The sequence below is a fragment of the Virgibacillus sp. M23 genome, assembly GCF_034190895.1.
GTDB lineage: Bacteria > Bacillota > Bacilli > Bacillales > Amphibacillaceae > Virgibacillus > Virgibacillus salarius.
In genome coordinates, this window is record NZ_JAWDHA010000001.1 from 56,073 (window position 1) to 71,108 (window position 15,036).

A 15,036-nucleotide genomic window follows, 5' to 3' on the forward strand; every position below is an offset into this window, starting at 1 on the left:
AATCGGAATATGTTACCTTAACGATCGATCTCATATTCCCAATGACTTGGTCGATGGAGAAAAGAAGGGATTTTTGTACTTGCATCGCCATTTGCTGCATTTAGCTGAGGTTGAGTGATAAATAAGCTTTCACTTAAATTAGTACCTTGTATATTTGCATCTCTTAAGTCCGCACCTATCAAATCAGATCCTCTTAAATCTGCTTCACGGAGGTCGGCAGCAATAAATAAAGCACCTCGCAAGTTTTCACCTCTTAGATCTGCTTTATAAAAATTAGCCCCTATGAAATCAGCCCTTTGCTTATCCTTTTTTTGTGCTATTCCAAAGTTACGTTGCGCATTGGAACGAATAATTGCACTTGTCTGTTGTAGTAAATCATTAACCTTATCACGATGAGCTTGTATATCTATTGTTAATATTTCATTCGCCTCATAAAATGTAAGTTGTTCCGTTTCTGTAAACATAGTTATTAGATCACTTTTAAATGGTAATGAAGGTTCTATATCGATTGCTTGTGACAAATACCATAGCATTTCCTGAAGCTGTTGCATAATGGGGAATACGGTGAACATTTGCGAAGCTAATACTTCAGAAGAATTCCAATCAATTCCTGAGAAAGTATGTTGTGAAACCTTTTGTCCCGCCCCAAAGCATTCAAAAACAGAACATCCGCGGAACCCTTCGTTTCGTAAGGTCTTATGTATAGCGCAATTAAAATTTGAATGCAAATTGGAACAAGGTGTCCCTGCATTTTTATTCCGTGCAAAGTCTGCTGACTTTGCAAACGGTAATGCTACACAACATAGTCCAAAACAATTTTCACAATCCGATTTTAAATTGTTCTTTATTTTATCTTGATAGGTATTAACATTTATTTTTGACAAATCTTATTCATCTCCTGTTTCTACTCATCTGTTTTCAATAGCGGGAAAGCTGTAGTTGTTAGCTATTTTTGGTTAATAACTGCTTCTTACATTTATTCCAGCTTGACTATGTATTGCAATCGATAGGTGCATAGTGATATACATTTTTTAATCATTGGCTCAAGATCAGAAGTTCACCACCTGGACGCAAACCAATTCCAGGAAGAATTTTTTCTGGAGTCATGTTTATATATGTATCCATTCCGATATTTGTCCATAATTCTGGTGATTTACGTTGCATAGCCTGAGCGATGCTTGTCTTCCCTGATCGAGGAGCACCGTTAAGGTTGACAATCTAACCTTTATGAAAGCTTGTCACATGTATACCGCCCTTCCTTTTAAAGGATTATATATCAACTCGTTTAGCCATATGGTGACCTGTCATATGATAGCCCATTTTCTTATAAAGAGAAATGGCGCGATGATTATGAGCAAAAACATGTAATCCGATTTGTTTAATGTTATACGAAATTGCATAAGCGTCTAGTGCCTCCATGGTAGCTTTACCTAGTCCTCTTCCTTGTTGATTATCATCCAAATGTATGTCATAAATAAAGGCTTGTTTCTCCTGCCCGTTTGTTCGAATATGAATCCATAAGATGCCGACATTTTGTTCATTATGCACGATAGAAAATAGTTTCTGATTATTTGTTTCTAAACCTGCTGGTAATAGATCTGTAAACTGATTTTCCGCTTTTTGTAAAGCATCTTCCTCTTTCCAATTTCCTGCTTGAACATGTTGATTGGCATATTCTTTCACTGAATTTTTATAGTAATGATCGAATGTTTCTTGATTCATTGGTGTTAACTGCACTTTCATGATGCTTGCCCCCTTTTCTTTATTTTGTTGTCCCGATGCGTTAATCCCCGGATAAACAGTACACCTGTGACTATACGTAGAGCTACATTTTTAGCTTGAATGAAAAACATATAAGCTAAAAGGGAACGCTCGAACCAAGCCAATAAATAGGTTGTATAAAGACGAGTAGAGTTAATAGAATACTTGAAGGTAAATGATATGTATTTCTTTTTTTAATAATTTTCCAAAGTTAGTAACAATAGCAATACTATCATTCCAAAAGTGATATAAAGCGATAATGCAGGTTGTTGAAAAACACATATCTCTCCTCCACATTATTATTTCGTTATACTCTCTCTGTTCTCCTGCTAGATTTAGTTATTTTCAATCAGAGTAAGATTCCGTTTTTTTCTGATATGGAGCACGTGAAATAAATTGCGTTTATTGAACCGATTATTTGCTTTTGGAAAGGGAAATAATTGCTTTTGCTTGGTGAATAATTTGATCACTGAGATCTACTGGCTCCACTACTTTTATTTTATCTGCAAAACTCAAAATATAGCCAACCGCTTCATCCTTTGTATCAAATGTAAGCTTTACTCGTATCCAGCCTCCTTTTTTATTGCTTTTCGTTTCGATTTTCTTCATAAACCGATTGGTGAATGCTAGTCTAGGTAGAATGGACGGATCTACATCAACACAAACCTCATATGTAGGAAGTGTGTCCATAAAAGCTTTTGTCGATGTTTCCCAATAGCTAGCGAGATGAAAGTCTTTTGGTCTACTAAATTGCACATCTAAGATTTCAGCAGAAGTTATTCGAGATACACGATAGTTACGAAACGCATCCTCATTTTTCAAGGCAACTAAGTACCATTTGCTCCCCTTTGCTACTAGTCCGAGCGGGTTGACTAGTTGATGACCAGAGGATCCATCCAGACGTTCATAACCTAATAATAATTGATTGCAATTCCATATCGCCTGTTTCAGCACATCAAAGTATGCATTTTTTTCTTGTCGGTTTCTCCACCCACTTGTATCAATGAATACAATTCCAGATTTCTTCTGCATTTTTATGATAAATAGACGGAATGGAGGCAATAAGTTTACTTCTTGCATTTTTAGAAGTCTTTGATAATCCTAAATCCTCTAGTAGATGTGGGGATGTTGAAATAAATAAAGCGCGCATTTCTTCTTCTGTTAAACCTGTCAATGTAGTACGATAATTTTCCAATAACGACCATCCGCCATTTTGTCCTCGTTCAGCTACTACTGGTATACCTGAACTGCTAAGTGCCTCCATATCTCGATAGATGGTTCGCTCAGATACTTCAAGTCTTTCCGCCAATTCCTTTGCAGTAATCTGCCCATATGCTTGTAGTTGTATAAGAATGGATAATAGTCGATCGCCTCGCATCATAATCCCCTTTTTACTTCAATGTATATCAGAAAAATAAAGTCATTCCTATGATAATGATCATAATATCAGCACAAATGTGAATAATCCATGAAAACCATATGGTTTTATTTTTTTCATTTACTTTATGAAAAATGATCGCAATCAACCAAAGACCAATGAAGCATGCTGCAATTAAGAACTTGTTGAACCATAAAGCAATCATGGGAATATGGTAGGATGCGAATAATAACGGGCTAATAATGTAACCGAGCTTTCGTGGAAGCTGAAAGAAAATAAACCCACGAAAAAAATATTCTTCTAATAATGAATTAATCAATGTAACGTAAATACCAACAAAAATAAACCCAGTTGCTGTGATACCTAATCGATTTGTTAAATCATGCTTTATTTCACGTATATCGAAGAATGGCTGTAGCATTAAATAAGCAAATAATACAATTCCTGCAGATAGTGTCCCTAATAAAAGTAAATGAAGCCAGTCCCGGCGACTTAGTTTCTTCATACTTAGAACGTCAGTAAAACGGAACCCTTGGAATAATTTACTATAGAGCCATATATTCAAGAAAAATAAGCTGATCTTACTAATTGTTTTTATAGTATAATTTATGGTTAAACCATGTTCGATAAAAGCGAGCGTTGCACATGTTACGAATGTACTGCTTATTAAAAAAATAATCTTCTTTGACACAAGTTTCCCCCATTAATGTATTTCGTGTTATTCTGGGATAAGTATTTATGTCAATAGATACGCAAGCAAAAATCCCAGTTCTCCTGATTTTATATTATCATATTAAAAACCAATCATCATAAACTGATGATTGGTTTTTATAAATATTTAATTAGTTAAAAAGGTTCATGCTCAAATATCGCTCACCTGAATCAGGTGCTATACAGACTACTTTCTTATTCTCTCCAAGCTTTTTAGCAACTTGGATTGCTGCATGTACGGCTGCAGCACCGGATAAACCAATAAATATTCCTTCTTGTTGAGCAATTTGCTTAAACATCGAAACGGCATCGTCATCGGCGATTTGTAAGATTTCATCATAGATATCTGTATTCAAGATATCTGGAATAAACCCAGGGCTTGTTCCGACTAATTTATGCTTACCTGGTTTCCCACCTGAAAGTACTGGTGAGCCTTTAGGTTCCACAACGGCAATGTGCAGATTAGAAATTTTTTCTTTTAATGCTTCCCCTGTTCCTGTTACCGTTCCCCCGGTTCCTGCTGTGCATACAAATGCATCTAATTCATCATTCATTTGTTCTAATACTTCGATTGCCGTAGTTGTTCGATGAATATCTGGATTAGCCTCGTTTTCAAATTGTTGAGGAATATAGCTCCCTGGATTTTCCTTTTGCAATTCTAATGCTTTTTTTATTGCACCAGGCATTTTTTCTTCACTTGGAGTCAAGACTATTTCTGCACCATAGGCACGTAAAATGTTTCTTCTTTCCTCGGTACTATTATCTGGCATTACAATGATCGCTTTATATCCTTTAGCGGCAGCATTCATAGCTAAACCAATTCCAGTGTTTCCGCTGGTTGGTTCAATTATTGTATCTCCTGGTTGAATCAATCCTTTTTCTTCGGCGATTTTTATCATATTATAGGCAGCACGATCCTTCACACTTCTACTTGGATTATATTGTTCCAATTTCACATACACATCTGCTGCACCTTTTGGTACGACCTTATTTAATTTCACCATAGGGGTATTACCTATAAGTTCACTAACGTTGTTAACGACTCGCATGTTATTAAAACCACCTTTGTATACATATACGTTTATTTGACGAAGTCTTTCTACTTCATTATGCGTAAGGCTAATAAAAGTTTTCTACAATAGGGTATTCCATTATATTATAATGGGATTGTAACCATTTTTCCAACTTTGCCTATCGGATAACATGAATAAAAGATAACCTTATATCTTTTATATTTATTATGCACGTCGTTTATATTATTTTGAGTTATGGATAAAAGATCATGCCAATACATAAAGGTATGATCTTTGTAGCTTGGATATTTATCCTTGTTTATCTGTTTCTTATAAGGTGGTTACTCTCTACTATCTATTTATTATAATTGCGGCTAACCTGTTAAATCGACTTCCCTTAAACGAAGCTGCATAATGAAAATAAGGTTCTAATTTCATTTCTTGTATTAATATAGCAAACGAAAAGAAATTAAAGCATCACTTTTATATTACAATGAAAGAATAAAAATAAAGGAGTTGCTTAATATGACAGTGAAACTTAGCCCTTATCTAAATATGGAAGGTAATGTAAAGGATGCAATACAGTTTTATGAGCAAGCAATCGATGCTGAGGTCTTGAGCATTATTACTTATGGAGATATGCCGGACATACCCAATACATTTACAGATGATCAAAAGGATCTGGTGGCACACGCAAATTTACAAGTAGGTGAGACGGAGCTTATGTTTTCAGATGTGCCTGATGGTTCCACTGTTGAAAAGGGCAAACAAGTAACAATTTGTATTACAACGAATGATGTGGCAAAATCAAAACGATTTTTTGAAAATCTACAGCAAGATGGTATAGTCAATATGCCTTTTGCAGCGCAACCTTTTAGCCCAGGCTTTGGTGATGTAACCGACAAATTTGGTGTGACCTTTCAAATTAATACTGAATTATAAACAAAAATAAAAGCTGGAGTTGTAAGCATAAATGCAGGCTCCGGCTTTTATTAATTTCTTTATTCAAAAATTGCTAAATGAAACTTGACTCATATAATGCTATATTATTTATTCATTAAATGGTTTTAGCTGTGCACGGTGATTAAAAAATGTCTTATAGGCTAAATGTAAAAAGATTACAACCGTAATAGAAACGGTACCCGCCACGCCCAGCATAATCGCAATCTGGTATTTTACTGCACTAACCGGAGATGCACCAGCAATAATTTGTCCAGTCATCATTCCAGGTAAAAAAACGATTCCCATACCTACCATCGAGTTAATGGTTGGAAGCATTGCTGAATCGAATGCTTGATTAATAATGGAAGCTGAAGCATCCTTTGGTGTAGCTCCTAACATTAAAGCACCTTCTACCTTCTCTCTTTGCTCTTTAATTCCAATAAGTAACTGATTGACACCTAATGTTATTCCTGTCATTGCGTTACCGATAATCATCCCACCAATTGGAATAAAGAATTGTGGATCATACCAAGGATCTAATTGTAATACGACAAATAAGAAGTAAATTAAGCTAATTACGATACCTAAAAACATCGCTAATCCTATTGTTTTCTTTATAGAAAGGCTAATGGTTACACTCGCACGTTTGTATACATTATAAATAGCAAATCCAAGCATGAATAAGACAATAATCAATGTTATGATCGGATGAGGCTGTTCAAAAACAACCATTAGTAAATATCCAACTAAAATTAATTGTACTGTCATGCGTAATGTTGAGATAATAATTATCTTCTCTCGAGGAATTCGTTTAACTCGCACAATAACCCATAATATAACAATAAATACATAGGCAAATAATAACTGCCACAGTGTTAAATCCATTGCACTGGACTCATTCATTTGGACACGCCTCCTGCAACGACAGACTTACTAAATCGATTCATATCAATCATTGTATCCGCTAGCTCTTGAGCAAGTGCTAAATCATGGGTTATCATGATTAAGGTTTTATTTGTGGCTTTAATGAAGTCAACAAAAGCGTGTATGACCTTGGAGGCTGTTGTGTGATCCAGCGCTGATGATGGCTCGTCCAATAAAAAAACTTCAGCATCTAATAGCATTGCTCGCGCTAAAGCAAGTCGCTGTTTTTCTCCCCCCGATAATTCACCTGCTTGTGCTGCCAATGTTTTATGTAAATCCAGCTGATGTAAGCACCTGTCTAATTCTTCATCAGTAGAAACACGTTGCCCGGATAACTTTTGACCGATTTGTAAATTATCTCGAACTGTTCCATCAAAGATAACAGGCGTTTGCGGTACCATTGTAATATATCGACGTAATTGTACGGGATCCATTTCTGAAAGGTTCTTCCCTTTAAAGTAAATATTACCTTCGTTTGGAGAAATTAAATGATTTACTAATCGAAGAAACGTTGATTTTCCACTACCACTTTTTCCTATAATACAGGTTACTTTATTTGCTTCAATGCTTAAATGATCTATTTCGATAATTCCATTTACTTTCACGTTTTCTATATGAAACAAGAGATGATTCCATCCTTTCCTTATATTACTCTTAGTATTTCAAATATAATCCGAATTATTTCTTTACATAAACGCTATTATAACTAAAATGGAATAAAAATAACCCACGTATTCGTGAGTTATCCTTAAGTAAACGTAACTGTAATAGTGCTTTCATGAAAAAGTTACTAGCCAGATTTCACATAAATACCGAAATGTCAATGATGCCAACGTGTCTTACATTAACTTTTCCAGATTTTTAAATTCTAATGACTGAAATTTAGTTGTAATTTTCTTTTTATCGTAATTCCATAAAGCGTCATCAAGTCCACAGCTAATCGGTACATCGCATTTGATTTCAGCAAGCTTCCTTGACAAATGGAGCATGTCCAGGTTTGCATTAATCTTCGTTTGTACCCCCTTTGGAAGCTTATCCATATTTGCTAATATATCATCGATTGAACCATGTTCTTGAATTAATTTTAATGCCGTTTTTTCACCAATCCCTTTAACTCCAGGGTAATTATCAGAAGCATCCCCCATCAATCCTTTTAGATCAATTATTTGCTTAGGTGAAATGCCTTTTTTAGCTATGAAATTACCATGATCAAAGATCTCGTAATTTCCTTGTCCTTTTTTCATGATAGCAACACGGATACCATGATCTACCAGCTGTAGAATATCTTGGTCTCCTGTCAAAATGGTTACCTCATCCTCTATGGCATATGCGCGTGCTAACGTACCAATACAATCATCAGCCTCAAAATTCTCCATTCCTATATTAGGCATATCGAAACTATCTACAACTTCCTTTACTAAATCAAATTGTGGAATCAGTTCTACGGGTGGTTCATCACGATTCGCTTTATAGCCTTCATACATTTCTGTGCGAAACGTTTTACTTCCCATATCCCAGCAGCAAATGACATGAGTTGGTTCAAAGGTATTAACTGCATCTAGGAAATAGCGTAAAAATTGATATACTCCATTTGTCGGAATTCCTTTACTCGTTTTCATATAGTTTCCTCTAAATGCTGTGGCAAAGAAGCCGCGAAATAATAGGGCCATACCATCAACAAGTAGAATCTTTTGTTTTACCATGTCATCCTTCCCTCGTTTCAAAAAGCTCTAGTATTGATGCTAGTTTTTGTTTCGTATTCTTAAGCTCCGCTAGTGATATGTTAGAAGTCATCATTTCTAGCGAACTATTCATATAATTATCCCACTGAAGGAAAAGCTCTTTTTTCATCAAATCAATAATCTCAGCCCATTGCTCAGAATAGGATGAAACCATAACCTGTTTACTTGCTTCAAGATATTGTTTTATAAACGGTTTAAAGACACGATAAATCTCATCTTTCATCAATTCTTTTTCATTCTTCTCGAAGAAGGACTTCGTATTTTTAAATGTCGCCAATGCACGCTCGAATTCTTGCACATCGATATCTGAAAACGCCTCTAAATAGGTTGGTGTAACTAGTTCCTTTATTTCTATATTCGGAAGAATAAAGCTGTCATCAATCTCTTTACCCGTTTTACGAATTGTTGCAAAAACTTCCTTCGCTAATTTTTCGACAAGTGATTCGATTCGTAATGAAACTGCTTGTAATTCACGAATAAGTTCCTGCCCACAATAGGTTATTAGATTTTGTAGGCTGTCCCATAATTGCATTTTAGCAAACTTGCCTGTTTCTGTAATCGTTGTCGGATTAAACATTTCTTTAAACATGTCGTGAAATCGAATTCCGATACGCTCGAGCACATAATAGAGCTGTTTTTCTATTTTTTGATTGATTTTATTGGTATCTGGGTTTATATTTATATGTTTCATTTCATGCTGTAATCGGTCTTTCTTTGCAAGCATAGACTGTTTCCATGCTGCCTTTTCACTTTGGTCCAGCTTCTGTGATTCTATATAGTGATTTAATTGCTGGTATGCTCGCTTCATATCCCATAGTGCTGATGCTACTGTTAAATGTGTCAAGTCATCATGAATAAAATGATAGAAAGCCGCTTCAAAATGATTCATTTTCTCATTTAGTTGGATATGCGCTTGCTTTTCTTGAAGTGATTGACGACTAGATGCTGGATATAGTCTAGGGAATCGTATTCCGAGCTTAAGTAATTGCTCTTTAACGTAAGAACAAACGACTTGGAGCTCTTGTTCATCCTTTGCTAGATCAGCTGCATTTACAATAAAAAACATTTTGTCAAGCTGAAATACCTCTTTTACTCTGCCGAGCTGCATCAGAAAATCCTTATCGGCACGGTTTAAAGCATGGTTATAATAGGTAACATAAAGAATCGCATCTGCATGCTTAATATAATCAAATGCTACATTAGTATGACGTGCATTGACAGAATCAGCACCAGGAGTATCCACTAGACTAATGCCCTGTCTCGTTAGTTCACAATCATAATAAAGATCAATGGATTCTAGATAACATGCCTTCGATTCATCGGTCACGTAAATCGGAAATTCGTCTATAGATAAAGTAAGCTTTTCTCCAATCGTTGATTGTATGTCGTTAAAGCCTGTTAGCATTGCCTTTAAATAGGATTGATACGTATTGCTTAAAAGTTCGTTATTAAACAGTTCTTCTGCTCTTATCCACTCAAGAAGTTCTTCCAGCTTGGTAGCTTTAGGTGAAAACTTTTTCGTGATAGAATGGATATCTTTAATTAATGACGCTTCATCCTTCACCTTCACTAATACTGTACCATGCTTATACGTATCCGTCACTGGATTAATTCGATTTACTGTTGCAGTTGTAGGATTTGGAGATACGGGTAGTACTTGTTCACCTATCAGGGCATTTGCAAAGGAAGATTTACCAGCACTAAATGCTCCAAATAAAGCAATTGTATAAGATCTATGTTGTAAACGCTGCTTTTTTTGCTGCAAGTCATTAACTAGGGAATCAAAGCCTGGTAATCCTTGAATTGCTGCCGATGATTGGGATAATGCCTGAATCATTGTATCCATAGAATCCATGGATTTATTCATTCCAGTATTTTCATTATCTGCCTTTTCTTCTTCTCTCTCAGGTTTTTGTTCACAAATTTCCAATAACGGCTTTTTCCCTCGCTTTATTCGTTGCTCTTTCATCAGAAGCCTATCTTCAATCTCTTTAACAGCACATTCCGATTTATGATCTGCTTTCAATAAATGATGTACTGCCATTTTTTTCTTTTCAAGATCTTCTTCGATTATTACATAGTTTGCCACTATGCTTTGGGTTTCTTTCAGTTCATTTAGTTGCTTATTACAAGCATTAATTGTCTCCGTATTATGCTGATGGAGATGTGTCTCCATTGTATTCCATAATTGATTTGCTTGTTGCTTGTATTTTCGCTTTATTTCTCCTGAAAGATCATTGGTATAATTAATGACATAATCTCCGTTTATTGTAGCTCCTTGTTTAATAAGATTAACGAGATCCTTATAAGTTAGAGAAATGGAGAAATGTTGCAATTGTTCCTGTAAATCCGTATCTTCGATCTGGTAACGCTGTAATAACTCGCTCCACTTGTCACGTAATTTCCACTGCAATGACGCACTTTCGACTTTTTCTAAATTGGACAGAAAATCTGTTGCTCGCTGTTGTCGTGCTTCTTCGGTTTTTTTCTTTGAGCCAATAAGGCCAATTTTAAAATGGCTTTGTTGTGATTCCAAAAATAATTTAGCAGAATCACGTAGATTCGCTGGCATGAGATATGCATTCTTCAGTGTTTGATGTAATTCATCAAAAAAATCACGTTTTACATGTTCAATATTTTGTTGGAGATTCGTAATTTTCTGCTCTATCTGTTTTATTTTTTTAACTTCTTGTTGATGCTCAGGTGGCACGCGGTACGGTGCTAGTTTTTCTTCATATTGCAATTCAAGAAACGTCTCATGTTCTTTGACGAGTACGTGAGCAGCATGATTATGCTGCAGTAATTCACCTTTCTTTATAGTCAATAAAGAATGGAGTGTATGCTTTATATCCTCAAACTGATTATTTTGTGCAGTTGATTCTACGAGAGAGGAATAGAATATAGCGATTGGTTGAATGTCCCATAAATCAAACGTTTGTTTAATGCTTGTTTCAAATGACTGAAATGATAATTCGTTTTCATCATGTTTATCTATCTGATTAATGATGACATAGAACGGTATAGATTTCTCATGTAATCCTGCTAAAAATTGAAGATTCACTTCAGATTGTACATGGTTATAATCCATCACATAAAATAGGACATCAATTAAATGAAGCGATGATTCTGTCATTAGTCTATCTGCATCATCTGCCGCGTCGATACCTGGCGTGTCAATTAAGGCGGTTCCGTTCGGCAAAAGCTGCTCAGATGTACTTATTTCAATTTTTTTAATCTTATCTTTATCCATGGAATATTGCTTGATTAATTCCATGTCAAAGGGCTCTTGATACTCCTCTGGTGCATCATGATGAAAATGTAGCCGTACTGTCCCATTACCGGATTCTATTTTTACAATATTTGCACTTGTTGGTATGGGGCTTTTGGGTAAAATATCCTGTTTTAATAACGCATTTATCATCGATGATTTTCCAGCAGAAAAGTGACCAGCAAAGCAGATCATTAATTCTTGTTTTTTGAATTTATCGTAGAGCTCTAAAATTTTCTCGGCATGGTGTACATCTTTATGTTCAATCATTTTTTGATATATAGCTGCTAGCTGATACAAACTACGTTGTGTCGCATCTATTGTCTTCAAACTACTCATTTCCTTTCACGCTTCCCTTATCCATATACTAGCGTCTATTATACGAGATAAGCATCTATATTTCTACTTCCTATAAGGAATTATCCTTTGTTTTCTCAACTAATCGTGACGCTATATATCGTATGACATCTCCCCGGCTAATGACTCCTATGACAATCTGTTCGTCTGTTACAACGGGAATTTTCTTAAATGCATGCGCAGAAAATATTTTAACAGCTTCTTCCAAGTCTGATTCAGGGTGTACCGTAATAATTTGTTTTTTACGCATAAGTTCGGTAACAGGTTTTGATAATGCAGCATCAATATTTTGCTGGAGATTTTGAATCTTGTCAATCATTACGTGGGCATATAAATCATATACTGTCCTCCCTCTTGGCTGCAGATATCGTATGACATCTCCGTCAGTAATCATACCTAAAAGCTTGCCAGCTGTATCTATTACAGGTGCACCACCTATTTTATTAACAGTCAATAGCTGTAATAATTCTTTCATAGTGGTATCTGGTGTAACATAGATCACATCTTTTATCATAAAGTCTTTTACCTGCATCGTAAGTACCTCCATTAAGTCGATAATCTCTTTACTGTTATTAACTTTTACAGAATAATTATACTTATTAAAAATAGCTACCCACTGTCGAGTCAGTAAGTAACTATTTTTAATAAGTATGTTAATATAGCTGGCGATAGTTACCACCATAAAAAATGACCGGTTCCCCCTCATTAGACTTTATTTCTGTTACCTCAGCTATAAAGATTAAGTGATCTCCAGTCTTAGCCGTTTCCTTTACATGACAAGCCATCGTTGCTAATGACCCTTCTATGACTGGAACATCTCCCTGCTGTATAAATGGTACTTCTCTGTCTTTTGCTTTTTGTCTGGCAAATATTTTTGATAAATCCTTTTGCTCATCAGTTAAAATACTAATTCCAAATTGCATCGTTTCCTGAAGCTTTTTATACATACTAGCTTTTTCATCAATCGAAACAGCTATTAATTTAGGATCTAAAGATACAGACATAAAAGCATTTACTGTCATGCCTACTATTTCTTCATGATAATTGGTGGATATAATTGTTATACCTGTTGCAAATTGCCCCATTACATCTCGAAAAAGTCGCTCATCCACTATACGTCCTCCCCCTTTTCTCGATTTCAGTTCCTTTTAGAATATCATCTAAACGGATAAAATTGAAAAAAGACGCTTTAAGTTTACATAATAATATTTTCATAAACTCATTTCCATGATTATGTTAGTATATGCTTGAGGTAAGTCATTTGACACAGATATTCGAAAACTAAGATTAGAAGTTTTGTTGGTTAACAAAAGCATGCTTGTTTCTCATGTTCCAAGAGATATAGCGAAAACATTCAAGCAATCTATAAAAATGACAGAGAGCATCAGTCTCTCTGTCTTGATAATCTATTATACTGGGTATACACCGTGTTTTCTCTCGGTAAACGTAACGTTCTTCGAATCATAGATAGAATAACGTTTAATCAATTCTTCTCTTAATTGCTCTGGTTCAATAACCGCATCAATTACCATCTCTGAAGCAAGTCGATATATATCAATATTTTCCTTATATTCTTCTTGTTTTTCTTTGATAAATTGAGGTCGTTCCGCTTCTGGTAGCTCTTGGATTTTATTTGCATAAACCGCATTAACTGCTGCTTCTGGACCCATAACAGCTATTTGCGCGGTAGGTAGTGCTAAACAACAGTCTGGTTCAAATCCAGGCCCAGCCATTGCATATAAACCCGCTCCATATGCTTTTCGAACAATAACGGATATTTTCGGGACGGTTGCTTCACTCATTGCTGCGAGCATCTTTGCTCCATGTCGTATAATTCCTGCTCGTTCTACTTTTGTTCCAATCATAAATCCAGGTACATCAACTAAGAATAATAATGGTATATTAAAAGCATCACAAAGCTGCATAAACTTAGCCGCCTTGTCCGCAGAATCAGGAAAGAGCACGCCACCTTTCATTCGTGGCTGATTCGCGATAATGCCAATCGATTTTCCTTGCATTCTAGCAAGACCAGTAATTATTTCTGGAGCAAACTTTTTCTTGATTTCACAGAAGCTATCCTCATCAATAATGTGCGTTATTAAATCATGCATATTGAAAGGAGCATTCTGATTTTCTGGAATCAAATCTGTAATACGCTTCTCTAACTTTTTGCTGTCTTTGGGAGTTTTGACATTTGGCTTTTTTCTAAAATTAGCAGGAAAATAATTCAAGTATTTTTGTGTGTATTCGATTGCCTCTTGCTCGCTTTTAACTAATACATCACCAACGCCAGAAACAGAGCAATGCATGTTTGCTCCACCCATTTCTTCAAGGGTTACCTTTTCTCCAATGACTTTTTCTGCCATTCGTGGCGACCCTAGGTACATGGAAGCATTCCCATCAACCATAATGACAATATCACAGAATGCGGGGATATACGCTCCTCCTGCAGCAGATGGTCCAAATAATAAACAGACCTGTGGTACACGGCCAGATAACTTTATTTGATTATGAAAAATCCTTCCAGCTCCTCTTCTGCCTGGAAACATTTCTACTTGATCTGTTATTCTCGCACCAGCAGAGTCAACTAGATAAATCATCGGAACCTCTAATTTTTCTGCCGTTTCTTGAATACGTAGTATTTTCTCAACCGTTCGCTTCCCCCATGAACCAGCTTTAACTGTAGAATCATTTGCCATCACACATACCGATTGACCATTAATCTTACCGATACCAGTAACAACGCCATCTGAAGGAAGTGATCCATCCATACAATTGGCGAAAAAAGCATCCTCGATGTCTATATCTTGATCAAATAATCGCTTTAGTCTTTCCCTAACAAACAATTTGCCATGTTGTTTATTTTTTTGATGATATTTTGCTTGACCACCTTTTTCAATTTTATTAACTCTTTCTTGAAACTCTTCCAAATACGACATT

At 35.6% G+C, this 15,036-nt stretch carries 15 protein-coding genes; 1 reads left to right on the forward strand and 14 read right to left on the reverse strand.

All coding sequences use genetic code 11. From position 1 onward, the window contains the following. Positions 1–17 precede the first annotated feature (17 nt). The 7 genes from RVS70_RS00285 to cysK form a co-directional block, all read right to left on the reverse strand. Positions 18–884 (reverse strand): pentapeptide repeat-containing protein, encoded by an 867-nt coding sequence (locus tag RVS70_RS00285; protein WP_121605130.1) that lies wholly within the window; start codon positions 882–884, stop codon positions 18–20. Positions 885–1,035: 151 nt separating this feature from the next. Beyond that, positions 1,036–1,218, reverse strand: coding sequence for a phosphotransferase-like protein (locus RVS70_RS23345; RefSeq protein WP_414617162.1), 183 nt, complete (start codon positions 1,216–1,218; stop codon positions 1,036–1,038). Between the two features lie 51 nt (positions 1,219–1,269). Continuing rightward, complete coding sequence (locus tag RVS70_RS00290; protein WP_034679307.1) at positions 1,270–1,743, reverse strand: GNAT family N-acetyltransferase; 474 nt, start codon at positions 1,741–1,743, stop codon at positions 1,270–1,272. Positions 1,744–2,175: 432 nt separating this feature from the next. Further along, positions 2,176–2,841 (reverse strand): WYL domain-containing protein, encoded by a 666-nt coding sequence (locus RVS70_RS00295; protein ID WP_321132378.1) that lies wholly within the window; start codon positions 2,839–2,841, stop codon positions 2,176–2,178. Further along, a complete protein-coding gene (locus RVS70_RS00300; RefSeq protein WP_321132379.1) occupies positions 2,762–3,139 on the reverse strand; it encodes a helix-turn-helix transcriptional regulator in 378 nt (125 codons plus the stop codon). The genes RVS70_RS00295 and RVS70_RS00300 overlap by 80 nt, the downstream gene beginning before the upstream one ends. A gap of 28 nt (positions 3,140–3,167) precedes the next feature. Continuing rightward, a complete protein-coding gene (locus RVS70_RS00305; RefSeq protein WP_121605131.1) occupies positions 3,168–3,830 on the reverse strand; it encodes a CPBP family intramembrane glutamic endopeptidase in 663 nt (220 codons plus the stop codon). Positions 3,831–3,981: 151 nt separating this feature from the next. Further along, a complete protein-coding gene (gene cysK, locus RVS70_RS00310) occupies positions 3,982–4,899 on the reverse strand; it encodes a cysteine synthase A (RefSeq protein WP_321132380.1) in 918 nt (305 codons plus the stop codon). A gap of 489 nt (positions 4,900–5,388) precedes the next feature. On the opposite strand from cysK, the gene RVS70_RS00315 reads away from it, so the two are divergent. Beyond that, positions 5,389–5,805 (forward strand): VOC family protein, encoded by a 417-nt coding sequence (locus RVS70_RS00315; RefSeq protein ID WP_321132381.1) that lies wholly within the window; start codon positions 5,389–5,391, stop codon positions 5,803–5,805. A 108-nt stretch (positions 5,806–5,913) separates the two neighbouring features. Here the strand turns inward: RVS70_RS00315 and RVS70_RS00320 are convergent, their stop codons facing one another. The 7 genes from RVS70_RS00320 to RVS70_RS00350 form a co-directional block, all read right to left on the reverse strand. Beyond that, a complete protein-coding gene (locus tag RVS70_RS00320) occupies positions 5,914–6,708 on the reverse strand; it encodes an ABC transporter permease (RefSeq protein ID WP_321132382.1) in 795 nt (264 codons plus the stop codon). Then, on the reverse strand, positions 6,705–7,352 hold the full coding sequence (locus RVS70_RS00325) for an ATP-binding cassette domain-containing protein (protein ID WP_211911264.1): 648 nt from the start codon (positions 7,350–7,352) through the stop codon (positions 6,705–6,707). Before RVS70_RS00325 ends, RVS70_RS00320 begins: the two co-directional genes overlap by 4 nt. Before the next feature lie 216 nt (positions 7,353–7,568). After that, a complete protein-coding gene (locus RVS70_RS00330) occupies positions 7,569–8,432 on the reverse strand; it encodes a 5'-3' exonuclease (protein ID WP_026683179.1) in 864 nt (287 codons plus the stop codon). Between the two features lies 1 nt (position 8,433). Then, positions 8,434–12,078, reverse strand: coding sequence for a dynamin family protein (locus RVS70_RS00335; RefSeq protein WP_321132383.1), 3,645 nt, complete (start codon positions 12,076–12,078; stop codon positions 8,434–8,436). A gap of 70 nt (positions 12,079–12,148) precedes the next feature. Then, positions 12,149–12,628 (reverse strand): CBS domain-containing protein, encoded by a 480-nt coding sequence (locus tag RVS70_RS00340; protein WP_321132384.1) that lies wholly within the window; start codon positions 12,626–12,628, stop codon positions 12,149–12,151. Between the two features lie 121 nt (positions 12,629–12,749). Continuing rightward, positions 12,750–13,208, reverse strand: a complete 459-nt coding sequence (locus RVS70_RS00345; protein ID WP_321132385.1) for a flavin reductase family protein — start codon at positions 13,206–13,208, stop codon at positions 12,750–12,752. Positions 13,209–13,505: 297 nt separating this feature from the next. Then, on the reverse strand, positions 13,506–15,035 hold the full coding sequence (locus RVS70_RS00350; RefSeq protein ID WP_321132386.1) for an acyl-CoA carboxylase subunit beta: 1,530 nt from the start codon (positions 15,033–15,035) through the stop codon (positions 13,506–13,508). Position 15,036: the final 1 nt, after the last annotated feature.